We start from the raw sequence: 20,097 nt of genomic DNA on the forward strand, positions 1-20,097 counted from the left end.
GGCAATAAATAATTGAATGACTAACAGAATAAATATATACCACCTTGTAGCCGGAATGTGTGATGTGTTAATTATTGATATTCCTATGAAAAACCAAACAGTTATTATAGTTATTATGACTAACATTTGGACGGTTGTGACTTTCTTTTTCATTGGCTTTATCTCCAAAAAAATTGCCCATCGGGTTTCCCGACGGGCATTAATTTGCTTCAGACCGGTCCATAAGGTATTGGAATATAATGATTTCTATTTAAACCTGCATACGAATCCATTATTCCGTAGTCATATGGCCACCAATTAGTATATTTATCAACAAACTTACTAATATCACTTATTTCGACCCAGTAATCAAAATCCCCGTCTGGACCCGCATAGATCATATAAACAATTCCAATAACAATTCCAGCAATTATTGCAGCACCTGCCGTGGCTGCTACAGTAAGGGCGATACCAGCTGCAAATAATGCTACTAATATAGCTGCTGTTAAGGTTGGTATACCTATAAGTACACTTCCATTAACTACATTGGGTGAAAACCATATTCTTAGGTATCCATCCTCAACCCACACCTCAAATTTAGCGTTTCCATGATCTCTTAATGCAGCTACATCATACTCGGTTAGAGCTTTTGTTTTATCATAGGCATAACCAGTAACTCTTACATTCTCCCCTATATGTTGGACTGTAAGAAGTTCTTTATCCTGGCCTGATTCTATCAAATATAACTCAGTGTCATCTGTCTTAGACAAATGGGTCATTTTAACCTTTTGTTTGGATATTTTTCCATTTGCATCAATCGTTGGAACTGTGATAATCTTATCATCACCAACTTCTATAATTGGATAATCTTGTTTTGCAAGGTCTTTGAACATTTTCTTCTGATCTTCAGTCATTAATGCTTCAATTTCTTCATCAGATAGATTTTCAATATCTGATAAAGTAAGACTTTGGAAATTCGATATATCGAACTGATTATTCTCAAATTCAGCTTTTGCACTCACTGCAGGCACAAACGCCATACCTACAATCAGCATCATAGCAAAAACAGCTCCTAGCTTCATACTTTTACTTTTCATATTCTTATTTCCTCCAATTTATTTCTCCCGGAGGCAAAAACAGCACGTTTTAAATACGTTCAAAACCTACATTATATTCCCTTCGGGCATAGTGGGGTTGCGGCCTGATCTTTACCGATGTATGCCTAAATCCCACCTTCTTTTCATGCACTTGATAATTGAATCAGTACAACAAACCATACTCACACACACTATATAAATATTTTGTTTTTTTTTCAGAAATATCGTTATATAATTATATATATTCTTACTAATATATCGAATATATAGTAATATATCTATAATTAAAATTGGATAATGTGAATACGCTTTTGGATAATCATTACTAGAATTTCACAGACTATAAAATCAAATTTCGATTTAACACTGACGACGTCTTCGGAGAAAAGGAACCGATAAAACTCTGCTTCCATGAATTATTATCTTCACCAAAACACCCCTTGATGTGTGATCGGTTAAGTGATGAAACGTGAAAAATTACCGTTCTTTTAGTAAATTATTGATTGAAAACAAGATATTATATCTGGTGAAAATTCCCAGTACACCATTAACCTACAGCCTGCACCAACCCGAATCCATATACAGTATCTCTCCCAGGTACACCCAGGTCGATCGCTCCATCAGCTATTGCAGCCCTGACCTCATCAGGTGAAGCTCCACCATTGTCCTGCAACACCAGCGCAGCCACCCCGCTCACAAAGGGAGCCGCCATCGAGGTCCCGCTCATTGAACGATACCCCCCGTCCAGCCATGTGGAATAGATACCCACACCCGGCGCAGCCAGTTCGACTTCGCTGCCGTCTGCGCTCCAGGATACTACCATGGTATTCTGGTCATTTGAATCGGATTAATTGCTTTTAGCAATTATATTACAATCATCATCGCTACCATTTTAATTATGAATTAAAAAAAAGGGCTCATTGAGCCCCAATAGAATCCAACAACTCATAAAGAGGTATTTTTCTATATTTTTCGGGAACGTCAGGTCTCACTGCTTGATTGTCCTCTGTTATACTGAATTTCCCAAATTTCCAGGAAGTAACTCTATAATGTGTCCTGGCACTATTATCAGTGAATGGATCTTCTTTTGTTAAAAACAGCATTACTTTTTCTCCTTCCTCAAACTTTGCTTCATCTTCTACAATGCCAATATAGTTTCCTACTTGTCCACCACTTGTTCGGACAGTAATTACCTGTGGTGTTGACTCATCTTTTATTGTCTCATCTACTCTAATAATTACATCAGTATAGATAGTTTCTTCCTGATATCTTTTATTAGCTTCTTCTTTAGATGTTGGCATACCAGTATAATCAGGTTTTTTCCCATCTGCTGTGTTCCATCTGCTTGGGAGAATTTTTAACACATGACCAATTATTATACTCTCTGAGTTTTCATAAATGAATGAATTGTTAAGTACTTCCTCAGACCATGAACTGGTAGTTATTGTATAGGTTGGTTCTTCTTCACCAAATTTTTCGATATTGGCATTCAAAACAGCAGCACCAGTTATGAAAATCGCGAATAATAATATTGATATGTAATATTTATTCAATTTTATCTTCTCCTTAAACATTTAATTATTCAGCTCCGTATAAAAATTTAATACCATCTTTATCATCGAGATTTAATGTTCTTCTGTAAGTAACTCCTAGACCCCCGAATCCATACATTGTTTTTATTACATCATGTGGTCCATACAGGTCACCTAAATATAAGAAGTGACCAAATTCATGAGTAGCTACATCCTGAACATCATGTTTATTGCTTTCCCCTGTTGTAGACCAGGATAAATCGCCATTAAATGTCATTTTAACTGAGGTAATCGTTGTCCCAATTCCTTCAACATCTGTCTTTGCTTGTGGTCCACCGGTTCCAAGACTTTTTTTGAAAATGTTTGCAGTCCAAAAATCCTCTTTGATCCTGAACGTTGAACCAGCTGAATCCCAAGTAGATTCAGCATTTCTTATAGGGTCTTTCCATGATGAGGGTATCGACTGGTACCAATCCCATCCATAATATGCTTTATTTGCATCCCACTTATATCCTGGAGCATCATATGCACTCGCAGGTATTGATGAAAATAGTATTAGCAATGCAACAAAAAATGTACTTAATAGCATTTTTCTATTTCTCATATTCTTATTTCCTCTAAATTATTTCTCCCGGAGGCAAAACCAGCAAGTTTTAAATACGTTTAAAGCCCACATTATATTGCCTTCGGGCATAGTGGGGTTTCGGCCTGATCTTTACCGATGTATGCCTAAATCCCACCCTTCTTTTCATGTACTTGATAGTTTAATCAGTACAGCGATTCATAACCAAACAAACTATATAAACAGTTTGTTTTTTTTTCATAATATATTTACTAAATTATATAATAATATATATTTATCGATAATTAAATATTGGATATATGACATAAAATGTATACTATTAATACACTTTAGGATAAGCATTAGAAAAATTTCACACACGAAAAAATCAAATCCTGATTGCACGAATCTCATCTCAAGAGATTTTGAACTGATAAAACATCTACTCCGCATGTTTTTTAAATATGCATCAACCCCTTACTTTTCAAAACACCCATTCATCCCCTTTCCAGCACAGTCACATCCACACTCCTGTGCCTGGGTCCGTCCAGTTCAGCAAAATAAATGCGCTGCCAGGTACCCGGCACCAATTTCCCGTCAATGACAGGAACAGTCTCACTGGAGCCAGGCAATACAGCCTTCAGGTGAGCATCAGCATTGTTATCTATCCTGTCATGTTCATAGCCAGCAGAGAAAGGAATGAGCTGCTCAAGCAAGTTCAGGATATCAGAGCAAAGACCTGATTCATTCTCGTTAATGATAATGGAGGTTGTGGAATGGCGGGTACTGATCACACATATTCCATTTTGTACTTTGCTACCTTTGACACGTTCCCCAACCTGTGCCGAAATATCCACTAACTCAATCCGTGAACCAGTATGTATATCCAGAGACATAGCGTTCCCTGGATACAAAAGTAGTCAGATACCTTAAATATACTGGAGCTTGTAGGACGCGAAATTCAGGGTTACCATACTTACTATCATGCAGGCAGATAAGGAATACAGCACAGTATCCACAGGGATAGTACTAAGACTTCCATTGGCGATAAACAGGATACCACCTACGATCGATATGGCAAGGAATGTCATACCCGTAGAAGCTAATGCACCGCCGACCAGCGACCAGGGATGCTCGGCACCTCTTCGCTCAAAGAACACAGAGCCCAGCGTGAACCCTATTGCAAATATCAGGAGAATCACGGGTGCCGGTAGCGGCAATCCGGTGTCGAACAGGTAAATGATACCCAGCGCAACTGCAATCATGGTCAGGGACATACCCAGTACTGTAGCCAGTGTCCGCAAAAAATAATTATCCATAGCTATTCTAATTGTCCATCCCTCCGATATTAAACATTTTAATTAAATTATATACAAAGGTGTATATATCACTTTCCCTGAAAAAATCCCTGAAATCACGAAAGAGCCCTTATCCGCCCATTTTTTTCATCATCTTCTGGAGATTGAACTTTCCGCCACGCAGACCCTTAAAAGCCTGCTGCATCATCTTGTGCTGCTTAAGCAGGAGCCGGACATCTTCCTGGGAAGTCCCCGAACCCATAGAAATCCTTTTAATCCTGCTGCTGCCTACGATCTTCGGTTCTTCCAGTTCTTTCTCAGTCATGCTGTCCATGACAACCTTGAACTTCTTGAGCGTGCTCTCAGTGGTCTGGTACTGTTCCTCTGATATGTTCGTACCTTTCGGAATCATCGGAAGACCAGGTATCATCTGCATTATCTGTTTAAGCGGCCCCATCTTTTTCATGGCTTCCATCTGTTTGTACATGTCCTTCAGAGTAAACTTTCCCTTCATCATGTTCTCTACATCGAACTCTTCTTCAGCCATGGCTTCCTGTGCCCGTTCGACAAGACTTTTGATATCCCCCATACCCAGAAGCCGTGAAATGAACCGGTCAGGTTCAAACTTCTCAAAATCGTCCGGTCTCTCTCCGGTACCGATAAAAGCAATGGATGTTCTGGTCTCGGATACTGCAGACAGTGCTCCACCACCCTTGGCTGTACCATCAAGTTTACTGATTACCACTCCGGTAATACCGATGGATTGATTGAATACCTTAGCCTGTTCACTGGCCTGTTGGCCCAGTGCCGCATCAATGACCAGCAACTTATGTTCGGGCATGGATACCTTATGTATCTCCTCCATTTCCCGGATCAGGTCATCCTCCATGGCATGCCGTCCGGCGGTATCGATGATCAGCACATCGTGTTTGGCCACAGCCTGCATCCCGCGCCTGACAATGGCAACGGCGTCCTTATTGTCCTTCTCGCCATAGAAGGGAACATTCAACCGGCCACAGAGCGTGCTTAACTGTTCATAGGCTCCGGGTCTGTATGTATCAGCGCATATAACAGCCGGTTTCAATCCTTTTCTCTGGAAGAACCTGGCAAGTTTTGAGGTAGTAGTGGTCTTACCGCTGCCCTGGAGGCCCACCATCATGATCTTTTGCCCGGTAAGTTTCACACCGGTCCCGGTACCCATGATATGTATGAGTTCCTGGTACACGATATTTATCACATGTTCACGGGGACTCATACCAGGGGGAACATCTTCCTTCAAGGACCGTTCCTTGATAGTCCTGGATAATTCCATAACCATTTTAACATTGACATCTGCCTGCAGCAATGCGCGCTGAATTTCCTTTACAGCTTCTCCCACAACCTTTTCATCTATCCTGCCAGCACCTGCTAACTTTTTCAGAGTATTTTGCAGTGAACTTCCCAGTTTATCCAATACCATGGTGACCTTCCTATCGAAATTTACTTTTACATGTGTTCAAGATAAATAAATAACTACCTTTAAATTACGAACACAAACGTGAACCAGGCAATCAATACTAATATCACAGAATGTTTCAATCCTGCCATTGCTTCGCCTTCCCCCATCTGTCCTGCTACCAGACCCGAAGAGAATCCCTGTATCAATGATGCATGGAAGAACAGGCGGTTGAACGTATCAGGATTGAAAGCACCTACGAATTTCTCGGCTCCACTACCGGTTCTCGCAGCAGTGACACCGGCTTCAGCCATCACAGGAATGAAGCTATACGACAGTATCCCGATCACGAACAGGAATACCATGAATGACATGTAACTTATGACTACATAAATAATCATGTTACTGAGCCTTTCCCGTTCAAGAAGTTTAATGGTATAAGCATCAGTGGCAGCTACTTCCAGGACATCCGGAACATTACCACCAGCCCGGCTGGCCTGGTTTATCAATGCTACAGAGCGGTGTATCAGTGGTGTTTCAACCCTGTCTGCAAATTTTTCAAGAGCTTCTTCAAATGATATACCCCAGGAGAGCATGGAATCGATCTGCCTGATCTCAGGACTCAGGTCGCCATACTCGCCTTTAGCGATTGTGTTAACTGAGCGGGTAAGAGTCATTCCTGACCGGTTCATTTCGGCAACGTCCCTGAGGAAATTAGGGAAATACTCTTCTATCTTCTTGACAGTCCGTCTGTGGGTATGTTGAAGTATTCCGGGGGGGATTATTGCAATCAGTATGGAGAACAGCACAACATGATCGAAGGCAGGAGTAAAACCAGTTTGTATACCGAAAAGTATCAGGAAGGTTATGGCAATAGGAAGACTGAATACCAATCCATACATTGGCTGTCGTTTCATTTGTTGCTTAGGTGACTTTAGGAAATTACGTATATTAATCCATTTCCTGGCTTCGGTTATTTCCAGAAGTACTTTATCCTGTTCCAATCCCTCTGAAAGAACATCAAGCTCACGATTGTCTGGAGTCAAATCTTTCATCATATCTTACACCTCCGGAGTAATGCTGGAAATAAGTATTACAAATGTCAGGGTGGCTAAAGGAATTGCGATGTATATCAGTAAATACATCAACATGAGATCCATACCGCCCATTGTGGCCATGACCGACATCATTACAATTAAAAAGAGGGGACCGGCAACAAACGCTGTAATATAGGTCTCAGCAATAAGTCCGAGGGTTTCAAGGAACTCCTGTTGTTCCCGTCTATTCTCAATAACGTACTGATTCGCTTTGATCTTGAAATATGATTCTAAATCACCACCGGATGAGACGATAGTAATTGCTCCCTGGAGAAATTCCTGGAACCTGTACGATGGAGTCGTAGAAGCTACCGTCTTCATTGCTTGAACAAGGTCAAAACCAAGTACTTTTATGTTCCTGACTATGTATGATGCTTCTTTAGCTGCTTCACCATATATTGTATTCTTTGCAAGACTGCTCAAAATATCGACAGGTATCACACCGGCACCTGACATTGCAGACATATAATGCACGGCATAGGGAAGCATCAGATCGATATTTCGTTTTCTATCGCTGTTAATTGCTTTAGGGGCATTTATGAAAGCAACATATGTCCCGCCGCCAAAAACAACCACAATTAAGATGGTAGAGACCACTTTCCAGAAAATATCTTTATACTCGCGGAAGCCCAAAAAAACATCAGTTACTATCGAACGAGAAAAAGTAATGTCCGGTACACCAAGCAATGATACCAGGAGAACCGCAACAATCAACCCGAATAGTGCCATTAAAATCGAACAGGTAACTGCCATCGACAGGTACATATCATAACTAATGTTCATTCTGGTCTTGAGCAAATCCTGTCTCAATTCAAAGTAATGTTCGCGCCGCTTTTTAAAGTATTCCCCGAATAAATGATATGAATAACTACCAAGATGCTTAATTGCCATAAAGTTCTTTCCTCACAATTTCCATCAACGTTTTTGGTTCACGATAGTACGATACAACGATCTTGGCCACATCTTCATAATGTTTAACATTCTTCATCCGCGCCCATTCAAGGATCTCCTGTCTCTGTTTGAGTTCAATCTGGAGACGTTCATCGTTCCATCCTCTGTTCTGCAATATAGATTCAAGGACATACGACCTTCCCGAATAAATAAATTCATCTTTTGACGCATTCCATGTGAAAACCTCATTTGTGAGCAATTCTCCGGTCCTGGGGTCAACTCCTACGATCTCTGTAATGGATTTAGCCCGTCGGACTCTTTCTTCTCCGACCCTTACCTGCACCTGGATAATGACAATATCAAGTGCCTGGAGCATTATCCTTGGTACATTTATGGGAGGATTCTCAAGTCGGTGTACCACAGATTGGACAGAATCTGCATGCATGGTCGAAAAAGTAGTGTGACCTGTACTCATTGCCTGGAATAACACGTACGCCTCTTCACCCCGTACTTCACCTACAAGAAGGTATTCAGGACGCTGTCTCAATGCTGCCCTTAACAGGTCGTACATATCAATAGAACCTGCTTCGCCACCCGTGAACGTTTCCCGGGTTACACCAGCAATCCAGTTAGGATGCGGCAGGTTCAACTCCCTGGTATCTTCAATGGACACAATTTTTGTCTGTGGCGGAATGAACAGGGCCATAGCATTCATAGAAGTGGTTTTTCCTGACGCAGTTCCACCTGCAAAAATGAGATTTTTGTTATTCTCTGCAGCTAACCACATATAGGATGTAATGGATGTCGAATATGTATGGAAGTCTATAAGGTCGGGTGGAGTCAGCGGGCTTTCCTTGAATTTTCTGATAGTAAATGAACTGCCCCTGGTGGTCACTTCCCGGCCAAGCGTCAATTGTATCCTTGAACCATCAGGCATCGTGGCATCAAGGAGGGGATCAGCAATAGAGATGTGTCTTCCACATATCTGTGCTATCCTTGTTACAAATCCATCAAGTTTTGACTCATTATCAAATTTTATATCAGCCTCGATTGAATCGTATTTCCTATGGTACACAAACAGGGATGAATGTGGACCGTCACAGGAAATATCCTCAAGGTTGGCGTCATGCATGAGCGGATCAATAATTCCATATCCCATAAACTCGGTAAACAGGAAATACATAATCTTCGTAAAGGATATGGTATCAATTTTTATTTGGTAATCCCAGAGTATATCTGTCACTTTATCCTGCAGATATTTCTTTGCGCCTTTTTCTTCCAGCTGGGTAAGGTTTACATCAAGGGTTTCACCAAGCCTGACCTTTAGTTCAGCGAATAGTTGTTTTTCGCCTTCGGTTAACTCTGGTTCAAGGGTCTGGTACAGATAACTATGGGAGTTAGGATTATAGACCACCCTGACATAAGCATAGGGCACATTTACTTCATAGACTTCGATCTCATCATAGAGAAAATTTGTTGGTAAAGATAAATCGACCAGAGGTCCGTGCTTTTCAGGGTCATAATCTTCCAGTACCAGCTTTTCCCGTTTAAAGCGCTGGGTAATGCGTTCGATAAATGAAAGTTTTGGAACAGGTATTTCTTCAATGTCCGGAGATAAGACCGCTTCTGTTTCCAGTCGAGTGATTTCCTGTAATGTCTTCTCCCATATTGATTCTAGGGAATCGGGCAATACTACTCGTCTGTGTTCTATTGTGCGACTGTCACCAATACGGTATCGCAACCTGCCAATATTGATCTTATCTCCATCTGGCATGATAAGTTCAGACAGCATGGATTCAGGTGTTGCAGATTCTGATTGTTTTTTCTTGATAGTTACAATATTGTTGTTTACCTGATTGTTACTACTGGAAGTCTCATCTCCCGCGATAATAGACCTGCCAGATTTTGTGATTACAGCATCCTGCGCCTTCTCGACAGCTTCCGGTTCATTGAAATCATCATGAGATGTATCAGGAGTTGATAAGACGGATGAGTCATCTTGTTCAGGTTCAGTCACTCTCTCCCCTTCATTGAAAGTACCTGGTGAAACGTTCCGATGGTCCCTCATTATACGGGTATTTTCAACAGACTTCAACCGATTTTTAAGGTCGGTTTGATCAGCCTCCGAATCATTTTTTAACATTACCAAACCTTCATTTTTTATGCTACACTATATATTCTTTTTATTCAGATTGATGTAATAGGATATAAAAGTTATATGAGACCTAATAATAATTTGAGATTCTATAATATATTCTATGATATTATTTAGCAGTAAGTAAGTACTTATACGTAACGATGACATACATCATAAATTCTATGCAGGAAGATTACTATTTTGTCTGTCGTGAACTCATCAGTAAGATATTAGAGGGTACTATCAAGACAAAAATAGACCTAAGCAGGGAAAAAAAGACACTCAGCGCACAACATCATCTCAGCAATTTCCCGGGAAATTCAATGATATTGTCCCAGACACTACCTGGTGAGTATGACAGTGTCATTGAATTGCTTCAAAGAAAACCAGTAAGGACTATTTCAGGAGTGGCTGTGATCGCAGTTATGACATCCCCTGCACCCTGTCCTCACGGTACCTGCATACCCTGCCCGGGCGGCCCTGATTCAGATTATCGGTCACCCCAGAGTTATATGGGGCACGAACCAGCGACAATGAGAGCGATACAACATGATTATGACCCTTATCGCCAGGTTACCGGGCGGCTGGAACAGTTGAAACTGATAGGCCATCCTGTTGATAAAGCTGAACTGATAATAATGGGCGGGAGTTTTACAGCAAGGAATATTTGTTACCAGGAATGGTTTATTAAGCGGTGCATCGAGGCCATGAATGATTTCGGGATATATCGCAATGCTTCTGATACCCCTGATACCCGGGATAATTCCGACACTGGTATGTTCAGGTATTTTGAGGATGTACAGGCACGCAATGAAACTGCACAAATACGAAATGTCGGCATGACCATTGAGACGCGTCCTGATTGGGTGGGTACAGAAGAAGTAGATAGGATGCTGGGATATGGCGGCACCAAAGTTGAGATCGGGGTGCAGAGCATTTATGATAACGTGCTTGAAAAGATGAAACGGGGACATGATGTTTCCCATACAATAAAGGCTAACAGTGTGTTGAGGGATTCAGGGTTCAAGGTAGGGTTCCACATAATGCCCGGTCTTCCTGGTTCAACTCTTGATATGGACTTTAAGATGTTCGATACATTGTTCCAGGATGAGAAGTTCATGCCTGATTACGTGAAAATATACCCGGCCCTGGTAACGCCCGGGACCGGTCTCCATGATATGTGGACGTCAGGCGAATACCATGCCCTGGAATTGGAAGATGCCGTTGAACTCATAGCGAATGTAAAGGCCATACTCCCTCCCTGGGTCAGGCTGCAGCGGGTGCAGCGGGATATTCCGGCATGGCAGATAGAGGGCGGTGTGACAAAGAGCAACCTCAGGCAACTGGCAGGGGAACGACTGAATGAGAAAGGGGGGAGGTGTCGCTGTATCCGGTGCCGTGAAGCTGGCCATAAGGGGCTTCGTGGAATCGAACCTGGGAATGTCAGGAAAGTGGTGGAGTCTTATCGGGCCTGTGGAGGGGAAGAGCATTTCATTTCTTATGAAGATATTGAGCAGGACGTGCTAATCGGTTTTCTCAGATTGAGGTACCCACACGCACCGCACCGCCCCGAACTGGAGAACGCGGCCCTGGTCAGGGAACTGCACGTGTACGGGTCTATGGTCAGTGTGGGACAAAAGGCGGGGGAAAAGCAGTGGCAGCATAAGGGCTATGGTGAAGAGTTGCTCAAAATGGCTGAAGAATTAGCAAAGGGAGCAGGGTTTGACAAACTTGCCATTATCAGCGGTATAGGTGTCAGGGGATACTATCGGAAACTGGGCTTTGAGCGGGATGGACCCTATATGGCAAAGCTCATATAGCTAATGAAAACAAGAAAATCCTCCCTGCGGTCGGATTAACTTGAGTACAAAAAGTTATACTTTATGTACTATCCAAAAAAAAAGTAAAACGCTGAGGAGGAGATTCGAACTCCTGAGGTGCTGTGCACCACCGGTTTTCAAGACCGGCGCCGTGGTCCGCTTGGCTACCTCAGCATGTTGAGCAATAATGGCAACAGAGGAGGTTACTCCTCTACAGCCACTGGTTCAGTTGCCTCCCGGGCAATATTCTCATTCAGTTCTTCTCTATCTTCCATTCCATCTACTGTTTTTGTTAGCAGGTCTTTCGTATAGGTTTCTACATACAGGACTTCTGTAAGGTCTGTGTATTTCAAGAGGTCCAATGCCATCTGGGCCTTGGAGGTGATCCAGTGTCTGGAATAATTAAATTCCAGGGGTACGTTGAACTTTGCTATGGTACCATCAATGTCGATGTCCAATTCCATTCCCGTGTACAGAGTGCTAAGACCCACAGCCTTATCCTGTAAATTTTCAAGAGCGGCATCTATCTTATAATCATACGTTATTATCTGCCCTGCCATAGGAATGTTAAAATCTACGCTGGCATGTCGCCCGAGTACTTTTACCACGGTACCTACCTGTCCGTTGATCTCTATAGGCATTCCTACCTGTGGTTGTTGCTCGAACTTTTTCATTGGTAACGCTTTTACCAGCTGGGGGTCCCGCACGCCAAAAGCCTTTTCGGGGGGTATGGATATCGTACCTTCATGACCGACATCATGCTGTTTGATATCCTCTTCGAGGCCGGCAATTATCTGGTTCACGCCTATGATTATCACATCGCCGCCGTATCTTCTATTTGGATTGTACAGGTTATGAACTTTGGCAGCCTCTTCATTGGTGGTATCGAAGACCGTGCCATCCTCCATTTTTCCTGTATATGAAATTTTTATGAAATCTCCTTCTTTAATGGTCATGTTGTAAACACCGAAGCTCATAGATAACGGGAAGGATAAAATAAGTTTCTATGGAATGCCCTCATCTGACTGATTGAAAAGTATTAAATCAATGCAATTACATCAAAATTCCAGGCAGGGATATTAATGGACAAGGTAATGGAGATATATGAAAAATTGAAAGACCGGATAAGCCTGGAAGAATTCCTAAGTTTGGTGGATGAAAAGGAAGCACAGATGGCCGGACTTGCCGATAAATTTACAGCGGCCAGACTTGTTGCTATCAGCATGGGAATATCTGATGATGAGAAAAAGATAGGAGATGTTACTCCGGATTTATCAAAGGTTGTCCTGGTAGGCAAAGTAACTGCCTGTTCAGATGTGCGTGTATTTAACCGTGAAGACGGTTCAAGCGGCAATGTTGCCAACCTCACATTGGCTGACGAAACCGGTTCCATCAGGGTGACATTATGGGATGCTGCAGCAGACCTGGTAAAGGTAGGCGATATTGTATTCGGGGATTCCATCCAGGTATCAGGTTTTGTCAGGGAAGGTCGAAATGGACTTGAGGTCAGTGTGGGAAGAGGTGGCAAGGTTGATAAGATTGCCCTGAGCGAGGACATTCAGGTAAGGATCGACCCCTACAAGATAAATGAGGTCAAAGCAGGGATGGGGAATCTGTACCTGGTTGCCAAAGTGCTTGACATTTCAAACCCCAGGACGTTCCAGCGTAAAGACGGTTCTACCGGGAAAGTACGTAACGTGACCCTGGGTGATGCCACTGGCAAGATCAAGGTCACCTTATGGGACGAGAATGCAGTTACCCTTGATAAGATTAAACCAGGGGAAAACATCGAGATAACGGGCGGATATGCGAAAGAGAACAGTTTCAGTAATCAGGTGGAGATCAATCTGGGAAATAACAGTTCCCTTCGTACAAGCAGTAAAAAAGTAGAATTCAAGGAACAGTTCACACCCATTGCAGATATTGTGCCAAAGCAGCAGTACAATATTGAAGGACATGTCACAGGACTTGACGAATTAAAGGAATTCCAGCGCAAAGACGGGTCTGCTGCCCAGGTATTGAATATCCACATATCAGATGATTCAGGCAGGATACGGGCTGCTCTCTGGGGTGAACAGGCTGACATCATACATGACATCGACCTGGGAACACAGGTACAGGTCATTGACTGCTATGCAAAACCCGGATGGAACGATGAAGTAGAATTAAGCGTGGGCGAGCGCAGCAGGGTGATTATCGTTGAAAAAGGATAGGGTGATAGACTTTATCGGCCCTGTACTTTTGTCTTTTTAGCCTTTTTCAGTTTCTTCTTTGCCATCTTTGTTCTAAATTCGCTGACCTCTTCCACGGTTTCTTCTTTTTCTTCCCTGTAGAAAAGCAGGCCTGCTACCAAACCAAAGACCACTATGAACAGCACGAAATAAAACTGAAATTCTGTCAACGGACTGAAATCTATATGTCTGAAAATAAATGTATCAAGTACATAAATTATGGCTGTAGAGACTATTGCCATAATCAATGAGTACTGTATGACAAGAAAGTTCTCCGAATATGTATTTTGGGTTTCAGATTTCATTGAGCCTATCTCCTCTCACTTCTTTGAAGCTTTATAGGTAAAAAAACCTTTTGTCGGGAAATTATTCTTTATCCTGTTCGATTATGAACGTGCCCACATATCCACAATCTTTACATTGATATTGAAGGCCGGTTTTCAGTCCCATATAATAAGTAATGCTGGTGGAACCACAATCCGGGCAAATAAGAATACTGGCGGCCCGATTGTGGGAAGCTTCCATCATTTTCTGTTCCAGTTCAATGAAATTGTCTGGAATTTCAGGACTGTTCATATTTCGACCTTCTCAATGTTATGATGAAGCACGTTCCTTCGCCTTCTCTACTTTTAACGACGATTTTCCCACCGTGTCCCTCTATTATCCTCTTCACAATAGCGAGACCCAGTCCAGTACCGGTTTCCTCTTCAAAAACTTCACCACCCAATGTATAGAATTTTTCAAAAATATGTTCGAGGTCATTTTGGGGTATGCCAATACCATTATCTTTCACCGTTATCTGTACATGCTCGTGGGTGTCTGCCACTTCAATCTCTACTCTGCCACCCCAGGGCGTAAATTTCAATGCGTTATTTATCAGGTTTACAAATACGGTCACAAGAGCATTCGTATTTCCTGTAATTTCTGGAAGGTCTGAAGGTAAAGTTATTTTTATCGCAATTCCATGGTCATAGGCGATTTCATAAATCGTTTCCACCGCAATATCAATTACGTCACGCAGGTTCACCTGTTCCTTCTCAAAATCGAGCGCACCAGATTCAATTCTTGCAATGTCCAGCAGGTCATTGATCGTCCGGGTTTGACGGTCAACATTCTTGATTATTTTACTGATAAGCTCGTGACTGTCTATCTGTTCATGATCGCCCCCGGTCATCAATAATTCTGCAGACGCTTTTATCGCTGTCATAGGTGCCTTAAGTTCATGAGAAACCATAGAAACAAAATTTGATTTGAGTTTGTCGAGTTCTTTCAATTTTGAATTAGCACGTTCCAGTGAATCATTGAATTCATTAAGTTCCATTGTTTTTCTTTCAACTTCAAATTCCAGTGACTTATTCCATCGAAGAAGCAGGAATATTATAAGGGTACCACCCATCAGCGTTATAATGGCAGATAATGCTACAAATATGGCCTGTTGGAACAACATGGAATGCATCAATGCAACAACTTCGGATTTGGGACTGACCACTGCCACCGACCACAGGCGTCGGTTCCATTGGATTGGAGAATATGCAACAATCATATCTTCTGGTTTGCCATTATGAGAATAATTTACAGCATTATCAGGACCCTGTGAAAACAATGCATAATTTCCAGTACCTTCTGAACCGTTCACTTGCTCATAGATGATGTGTAAATATTGGGAATGAGAATTATTCAGGATTTCAATACTATTTTCTCCCTGTGCAAAATAACCAGACCCATCAAACAGCACCTGTCCATTGCGGTCAATCATGTAAACGTACCCGTTGGAATTATACGTTTCAAGATAATTTTCAGATAACGTTGACATTTTAATGATGGCAAGTATGGTTCCCTTATAGCGTAACCCTTCAAATACGGGAACCCAGATAAAAGAGCCCAGCCCCCCTTCAATCAGTTGCATTGGATTGGTACAATATGTACCTGTTTCCTTTGCATGTTCTATGGGCCACTGCTGGTTGTTCTCATAAAGGTCGTATCCGATAGGAACATACTCTTCAGGGTAACCTGTTACCACTATCCCAGTGGAATTGATAAACTCAATTGCATAGAAACCCTGGCTGCCTTCATAGATATCTTTGAATAACCTCTGGTACTCATCAGGCGTTGCACCCGGTTCATTCTTTCCCAGAGACTCGACCAGATTTAGTTTCTCATCCAGGAATTCCATAATTCCTGTTGATATCTGCCTGGCAAGCAGGAGTTGCTGTTCATTATACTGGGATGTGACAATTTTATCAACTTTAATGTGGGTATTGACACCAAAAAATACAATAAATAACAACAGTATAATACTTGCAATCGCTATTAAGAACAGTACTTTTTTATCAGATTTGTAAAACAAATCATATTTTATCGGAGCGACCATTGAATCACGTGCAGAATTTTACGTATGTGATTATTTTCATAATCCCTGAATTGTATTACATTGTGTCGTCGTATATTTTTACCAAATATTTTTATCAGATCGAATTTTACTTCTTACGGTGGGATAATATTTCCTGGGACATACGTTTTTTTATCTGCATGAACTCCATATCTGAAACACCTACTACTTCAAGCACACCATCTCTTAAAAAGCAAGGTTTTGATATCTTGCAGCACCAGGCCATACTACCAAAACAGGTACTATCCCCATATTCCAGAGGAGTACCCTTAACAAAATCAAGTTTCAGTCGTGCAAATTCCTCTGCGCTCATTCCTATCTGCTTCAATGCATTGTGCACTGCACAGGGTTTCACCGGCAGGCAGCAAAAGGTAAGTGCTCTTAGATCCCCGCCGCCGCAGATATGCTTGGGAGAATTATACCAGCCATTCATCATCTGTACTGAAGTAACCTGTTCAACTAAGAAACGCAATGTATTGGGATTATTCATAACAGCCCTGGCAACTGATACCATATCAGCACCCCGTGAGAACATAGATTTTGCTGATGAATAGTCTATAATTGAATTGTTACCGATAATGAACAGTGACGTATGGTTCCGTATCTTCCTGATGACATTTACATCAGCACCTCGACCGCCCATTGCATCAATGTGGATTATATGTGCTCCTGCCAGGTCAATGACCTGTGCTACTTCAAGGTCATCCACAACATTGGCCCGTATCTTGACAGATACCACCGCACCTGTACTCCTCACCGTTTCAATGATCTCGCGCAGCGTATCCAGATGTTCAAGCAGCGATTCCCCCGCGCCCAGTTCCATCATTTCAGGCTGGCGGCAGTGGGCATTTATCTCGATACCGGCACCGTACTTTTTAGCAAGGCGCGCGGCATCAGCATAAGCTTCAATATCGGCAGCCCTGACATTGACCATGACAGCGGTGCCGGAATCTACACTGGTGATAGCCTGCAGTTCTGATTCCAGAAATTCCATAGGTGAGTCAGTTATGAATTCTTTTCGTCCACGCTTGACCTCTCGCTGTGCTGCATCGTTGGTCGGTTCATCAAGGTTGTATCCACCCAATATTACCATTCCTGCATGGTCCATGAACCGGGCTGCAAACTTACTATCGGTAATTCCGGCCATCGGAGCTAATGCAATCGGGTTTTTAGGGGTAAGGTATCCGATCTTCAGGTCGAATGGGACAATTATTTCTGTATTCAATGAATTCCCTCGAGTACTATGCAAGACATAACAGGTGTTCATGTAAGGAATGTTCGTGCTTGTTTAAACTATAAAAGTTTAACGGGGAAAAACGTTCTATCAAAAATAATAACGGTAAATAATTAAAATCCAATAACGGTAGTCAATCAGCTCATATAACTATTGAGGCTGAAAATAATCCAACCATTATTATCAGCAAAAACAATCCCGCATACACTGCAGGGCTCCAGGCCAGCACTTTGCGTCCATCCAATACGCTTACAGGCAACATATTAAAACCCGCGAGCAGCAGATTTATCATAACTCCAAGCCGGCCTACTTCGCCCAGGAATCCTGGCTCGCTGATAAGGGGCATGAACACAATGGCCAAAAAAAGGTTCATTGCCGGACCTGATGCAGCTATTCTTCCGTACTGGCTCTTTGATATGTGAGGGCCGAATATCTGCACGGCACCGGGTGCAGCGAACAGGAAACCTAATTGCCATGCCATAAGGATAGCAAAGATAAGCATGCCAATACTCATGCGGAACTCTGCCCATGCCCCATACTGCTGGGCAATGAACTTGTGCCCCATCTCGTGGATAATAAACGATATACCTACCGTGAACAGGGATATCATGAACAGTTCGCCGATGAATGACCCGGTTATCTCGGAACCTGTGGGCTGGCGATTCAGGCGCATCCACCCCAGCATTATAGCAAACGCATAGGAAATAGCCAGCCATGATACGAAAAGATGCTTTAACTCTGTACTGCTGGTATTGAACAGGGCCATTTTCTTTGACCGTACTGTATTATTATGGTTAGACTCGATCTGGGACCAGAGGTTCTCTTGAGGCATCTGATTAAACAATGTGTTTACTACGATTTAATATTTGTTAATAGAAAAGGACATTTTTCGGTGGCTGAACACAATACAATCAGAGGAAATCCAGCAATGTTCTCTGGTTACGTCGTTTATCCAGCAGAATGGACTCAGGGTACCATTCCTCTTTCCTGGTATTGAGCCGGGTTGACATATCGGTCAGGGCAGCATCAACGGAGTCGAATTTCAAAGGCGGCATTGACATGGCATACCTGGCAGCCTCCCGCACAACCCAAACCCCCAGGGGTGCCCAGTAGTCAGGGGTGATCTCCCGTATGGCAAAAACACTGGCACTGCGGCGCAGGTCATGCAGATGCTCCTGCACAGGCAACCTGGCAGCATAGTACCCGCCGCCCAGATTTGAGTACCTCTTCTTTCCGCTGTGGTCTTCCTGGTCAGCCTCGATAACGGTGGTCCCGCCAGTCCATACTGCTCTTGGCATCCATATCTCGATAAGTTCGAATGCCGGTGGTCCTGGAATGACCAGTATTTCGAAATGATTGCCATGTAGTCCCCCGCTGAATACCTGTATCTCACCAGTTTCAGGGTAATACCTGATATCCTCAGCAAGCATCTTGCCTATCATATCATCAGTGGCAGTGATGGACCAGCGGGTAGGTACAATCGTGCGCTTCTTCCCCAACAACCCGATGGAAAGCAGCCTGTTGATGTGGTCTGTGGAAACATCTGCACGGTACATCTCCCTGATGGCATCTACTGCTGCAACATCACTATCGCCCACGGCCCTGTCCACATGCCTGGGTACAACCGGATTCTGGGCAATGTCGAGTCTGGTTACTTCACCTGCAGGACCCATAGGCGAGAGCACCCCGTCAAAGCGCAGGTCCATACGGGGGGGTTTGCGGAACCATACCTCAGTGTCCACAGGGGTCCCGGACAGTGCCAGTTCCTGGGTCTTCTGGAGCATCGCATCGGGTTTACCTGCATCTTTCACGTTAAAATGCATATTGGACCTGACCAGGCTGGACCGAAGTGCTATGATCTCTCCTATATCCAGATTGTTCCATGAATCTGGAGCGTCATAGTTTTCGGCTGCAGCGCCCAGTACATCAGGAGGTACAAGCGGTCCTGCAGATACCTGGGGATATCCGTAGCGTCCCACAAATACCGAAGGCGGGGACGAGCCAAAGATATTGTCTGAAAGTTTTTCTGTCGTTCCCAGAGGTTTAAACTTCTCCAGAACCGGGCAGGCAGGACGGCCGCAGCGTCCCTTACCTTTGCAGGATACACACAGCGAGGTCATGTGAACTCATATTGGCCGACGGATACTTTAAATCTGGCATTTGCAAGAATAGAACGATACAAAAACCAGTTATTTTAACAGTACCAATACATGAATACGGCACTATCCCATAATCTAGTGATTTCTTCAATTTTTTGCAAACGAAATTAACCAATCTGTTAATTATACTTCTTTTACCTTCCTTGATCGTTAAAATTATGCCTCATCTCACCATAAACTTAAAAAAAAAGTAGACAGTATTCCCTCTAAAAGCATAAATCTCGTTAGCACAAGCT

General features: G+C 42.8%; 19 protein-coding genes and 1 tRNA gene. 2 read left to right on the forward strand and 18 right to left on the reverse strand.

All coding sequences use genetic code 11. The annotated features are described in order from the left end of the window. Positions 1-209: 209 nt before the first annotated feature. The 10 genes from K0A89_05960 to K0A89_06005 form a co-directional block, all read right to left on the reverse strand. Positions 210-1,076, reverse strand: coding sequence for a hypothetical protein (locus tag K0A89_05960; protein ID MBW6518028.1), 867 nt, complete (start codon positions 1,074-1,076; stop codon positions 210-212). 547 nt (positions 1,077-1,623) lie between these two features. Further along, positions 1,624-1,899, reverse strand: coding sequence for a S8 family serine peptidase (locus tag K0A89_05965; protein MBW6518029.1), 276 nt, complete (start codon positions 1,897-1,899; stop codon positions 1,624-1,626). 94 nt (positions 1,900-1,993) lie between these two features. Further along, positions 1,994-2,650, reverse strand: a complete 657-nt coding sequence (locus K0A89_05970) for a hypothetical protein (protein ID MBW6518030.1) — start codon at positions 2,648-2,650, stop codon at positions 1,994-1,996. A gap of 4 nt (positions 2,651-2,654) precedes the next feature. Next, positions 2,655-3,212 carry a matrixin family metalloprotease gene (locus tag K0A89_05975; GenBank protein MBW6518031.1) on the reverse strand — a complete coding sequence of 186 codons (558 nt, stop codon included), beginning with the start codon at positions 3,210-3,212 and terminating at the stop codon, positions 2,655-2,657. Positions 3,213-3,667: 455 nt separating this feature from the next. Further along, the gene (locus K0A89_05980) at positions 3,668-4,066 is read right to left on the reverse strand and encodes a secondary thiamine-phosphate synthase enzyme YjbQ (protein ID MBW6518032.1); all 399 of its coding nucleotides are present in this window, start codon (positions 4,064-4,066) and stop codon (positions 3,668-3,670) included. A 33-nt stretch (positions 4,067-4,099) separates the two neighbouring features. Further along, entirely contained in the window at positions 4,100-4,489 is a 390-nt protein-coding gene (locus K0A89_05985) for a heat-shock protein (GenBank protein ID MBW6518033.1), read from the reverse strand. A 109-nt stretch (positions 4,490-4,598) separates the two neighbouring features. Continuing rightward, positions 4,599-5,927, reverse strand: coding sequence for a signal recognition particle protein Srp54 (locus K0A89_05990; GenBank protein MBW6518034.1), 1,329 nt, complete (start codon positions 5,925-5,927; stop codon positions 4,599-4,601). Between the two features lie 59 nt (positions 5,928-5,986). Continuing rightward, positions 5,987-6,961: a type II secretion system F family protein gene (locus K0A89_05995; protein ID MBW6518035.1), complete on the reverse strand. Its 975-nt coding sequence runs from the start codon at positions 6,959-6,961 to the stop codon at positions 5,987-5,989. Between the two features lie 3 nt (positions 6,962-6,964). Next, positions 6,965-7,891 (reverse strand): type II secretion system F family protein, encoded by a 927-nt coding sequence (locus K0A89_06000; protein ID MBW6518036.1) that lies wholly within the window; start codon positions 7,889-7,891, stop codon positions 6,965-6,967. After that, positions 7,881-9,683: a type II/IV secretion system ATPase subunit gene (locus K0A89_06005; GenBank protein ID MBW6518037.1), complete on the reverse strand. Its 1,803-nt coding sequence runs from the start codon at positions 9,681-9,683 to the stop codon at positions 7,881-7,883. The genes K0A89_06000 and K0A89_06005 overlap by 11 nt, the downstream gene beginning before the upstream one ends. 527 nt (positions 9,684-10,210) lie before the next feature. On the opposite strand from K0A89_06005, the gene K0A89_06010 reads away from it, so the two are divergent. After that, positions 10,211-11,848 carry a tRNA uridine(34) 5-carboxymethylaminomethyl modification radical SAM/GNAT enzyme Elp3 gene (locus K0A89_06010; protein MBW6518038.1) on the forward strand — a complete coding sequence of 546 codons (1,638 nt, stop codon included), beginning with the start codon at positions 10,211-10,213 and terminating at the stop codon, positions 11,846-11,848. 89 nt (positions 11,849-11,937) lie between these two features. Here the strand turns inward: K0A89_06010 and K0A89_06015 are convergent. Next, a tRNA-Ser gene (locus K0A89_06015) sits at positions 11,938-12,022 on the reverse strand. 29 nt (positions 12,023-12,051) lie between these two features. After that, positions 12,052-12,804: a peptidylprolyl isomerase gene (locus K0A89_06020; protein MBW6518039.1), complete on the reverse strand. Its 753-nt coding sequence runs from the start codon at positions 12,802-12,804 to the stop codon at positions 12,052-12,054. Positions 12,805-12,930: 126 nt separating this feature from the next. Here K0A89_06020 and K0A89_06025 point away from each other — a divergent pair, with 126 nt between their 5' ends. Beyond that, positions 12,931-14,061: a replication factor A gene (locus tag K0A89_06025; GenBank protein ID MBW6518040.1), complete on the forward strand. Its 1,131-nt coding sequence runs from the start codon at positions 12,931-12,933 to the stop codon at positions 14,059-14,061. Between the two features lie 11 nt (positions 14,062-14,072). On the opposite strand, the gene K0A89_06030 is transcribed toward K0A89_06025, so the two are convergent. The 6 genes from K0A89_06030 to K0A89_06055 form a co-directional block, all read right to left on the reverse strand. Then, positions 14,073-14,249, reverse strand: coding sequence for a hypothetical protein (locus tag K0A89_06030; protein ID MBW6518041.1), 177 nt, complete (start codon positions 14,247-14,249; stop codon positions 14,073-14,075). A 196-nt stretch (positions 14,250-14,445) separates the two neighbouring features. Beyond that, complete coding sequence (locus tag K0A89_06035; GenBank protein MBW6518042.1) at positions 14,446-14,655, reverse strand: hypothetical protein; 210 nt, start codon at positions 14,653-14,655, stop codon at positions 14,446-14,448. Then, positions 14,642-16,450, reverse strand: coding sequence for a sensor histidine kinase (locus K0A89_06040; GenBank protein ID MBW6518043.1), 1,809 nt, complete (start codon positions 16,448-16,450; stop codon positions 14,642-14,644). Before K0A89_06040 ends, K0A89_06035 begins: the two co-directional genes overlap by 14 nt. A 106-nt stretch (positions 16,451-16,556) precedes the next feature. Further along, a complete protein-coding gene (locus tag K0A89_06045; protein MBW6518044.1) occupies positions 16,557-17,735 on the reverse strand; it encodes a methanogenesis marker 9 domain-containing protein in 1,179 nt (392 codons plus the stop codon). A gap of 109 nt (positions 17,736-17,844) precedes the next feature. Next, positions 17,845-18,534: a hypothetical protein gene (locus K0A89_06050; GenBank protein MBW6518045.1), complete on the reverse strand. Its 690-nt coding sequence runs from the start codon at positions 18,532-18,534 to the stop codon at positions 17,845-17,847. Between the two features lie 79 nt (positions 18,535-18,613). Beyond that, positions 18,614-19,822 (reverse strand): Nre family DNA repair protein, encoded by a 1,209-nt coding sequence (locus K0A89_06055; protein MBW6518046.1) that lies wholly within the window; start codon positions 19,820-19,822, stop codon positions 18,614-18,616. Positions 19,823-20,097: the final 275 nt, after the last annotated feature.

The sequence above is a fragment of the ANME-2 cluster archaeon genome (assembly GCA_019429385.1).
Classification (GTDB): domain Archaea; phylum Halobacteriota; class Methanosarcinia; order Methanosarcinales; family Methanocomedenaceae; genus Methanocomedens_B.

What these genes read in the sequence shown, in the direction of transcription:
- K0A89_05985 (MBW6518033.1), bottom strand. Translation starts at nt 4,489, where the DNA reads ATGGATAATTATTTTTTGCGGACACTGGCTACAGTACTGGGTATGTCC.
- K0A89_05970 (MBW6518030.1), bottom strand. Translation starts at nt 2,650, where the DNA reads ATGTTTAAGGAGAAGATAAAATTGAATAAATATTACATATCAATATTA.
- K0A89_06045 (MBW6518044.1), bottom strand. Translation starts at nt 17,735, where the DNA reads ATGAACACCTGTTATGTCTTGCATAGTACTCGAGGGAATTCATTGAAT.
- K0A89_06000 (MBW6518036.1), bottom strand. Translation starts at nt 7,891, where the DNA reads ATGGCAATTAAGCATCTTGGTAGTTATTCATATCATTTATTCGGGGAA.
- K0A89_05980 (MBW6518032.1), bottom strand. Translation starts at nt 4,066, where the DNA reads ATGTCTCTGGATATACATACTGGTTCACGGATTGAGTTAGTGGATATT.
- K0A89_05960 (MBW6518028.1), bottom strand. Translation starts at nt 1,076, where the DNA reads ATGAAAAGTAAAAGTATGAAGCTAGGAGCTGTTTTTGCTATGATGCTG.
- K0A89_06010 (MBW6518038.1), top strand. Translation starts at nt 10,211, where the DNA reads ATGCAGGAAGATTACTATTTTGTCTGTCGTGAACTCATCAGTAAGATA.
- K0A89_06050 (MBW6518045.1), bottom strand. Translation starts at nt 18,534, where the DNA reads ATGCCTCAAGAGAACCTCTGGTCCCAGATCGAGTCTAACCATAATAAT.
- K0A89_06020 (MBW6518039.1), bottom strand. Translation starts at nt 12,804, where the DNA reads ATGACCATTAAAGAAGGAGATTTCATAAAAATTTCATATACAGGAAAA.
- K0A89_05965 (MBW6518029.1), bottom strand. Translation starts at nt 1,899, where the DNA reads ATGGTAGTATCCTGGAGCGCAGACGGCAGCGAAGTCGAACTGGCTGCG.
- K0A89_06025 (MBW6518040.1), top strand. Translation starts at nt 12,931, where the DNA reads ATGGACAAGGTAATGGAGATATATGAAAAATTGAAAGACCGGATAAGC.
- K0A89_05995 (MBW6518035.1), bottom strand. Translation starts at nt 6,961, where the DNA reads ATGATGAAAGATTTGACTCCAGACAATCGTGAGCTTGATGTTCTTTCA.
- K0A89_05975 (MBW6518031.1), bottom strand. Translation starts at nt 3,212, where the DNA reads ATGAGAAATAGAAAAATGCTATTAAGTACATTTTTTGTTGCATTGCTA.
- K0A89_06035 (MBW6518042.1), bottom strand. Translation starts at nt 14,655, where the DNA reads ATGAACAGTCCTGAAATTCCAGACAATTTCATTGAACTGGAACAGAAA.
- K0A89_05990 (MBW6518034.1), bottom strand. Translation starts at nt 5,927, where the DNA reads ATGGTATTGGATAAACTGGGAAGTTCACTGCAAAATACTCTGAAAAAG.
- K0A89_06005 (MBW6518037.1), bottom strand. Translation starts at nt 9,683, where the DNA reads ATGCTGTCTGAACTTATCATGCCAGATGGAGATAAGATCAATATTGGC.
- K0A89_06040 (MBW6518043.1), bottom strand. Translation starts at nt 16,450, where the DNA reads ATGGTCGCTCCGATAAAATATGATTTGTTTTACAAATCTGATAAAAAA.
- K0A89_06055 (MBW6518046.1), bottom strand. Translation starts at nt 19,822, where the DNA reads ATGACCTCGCTGTGTGTATCCTGCAAAGGTAAGGGACGCTGCGGCCGT.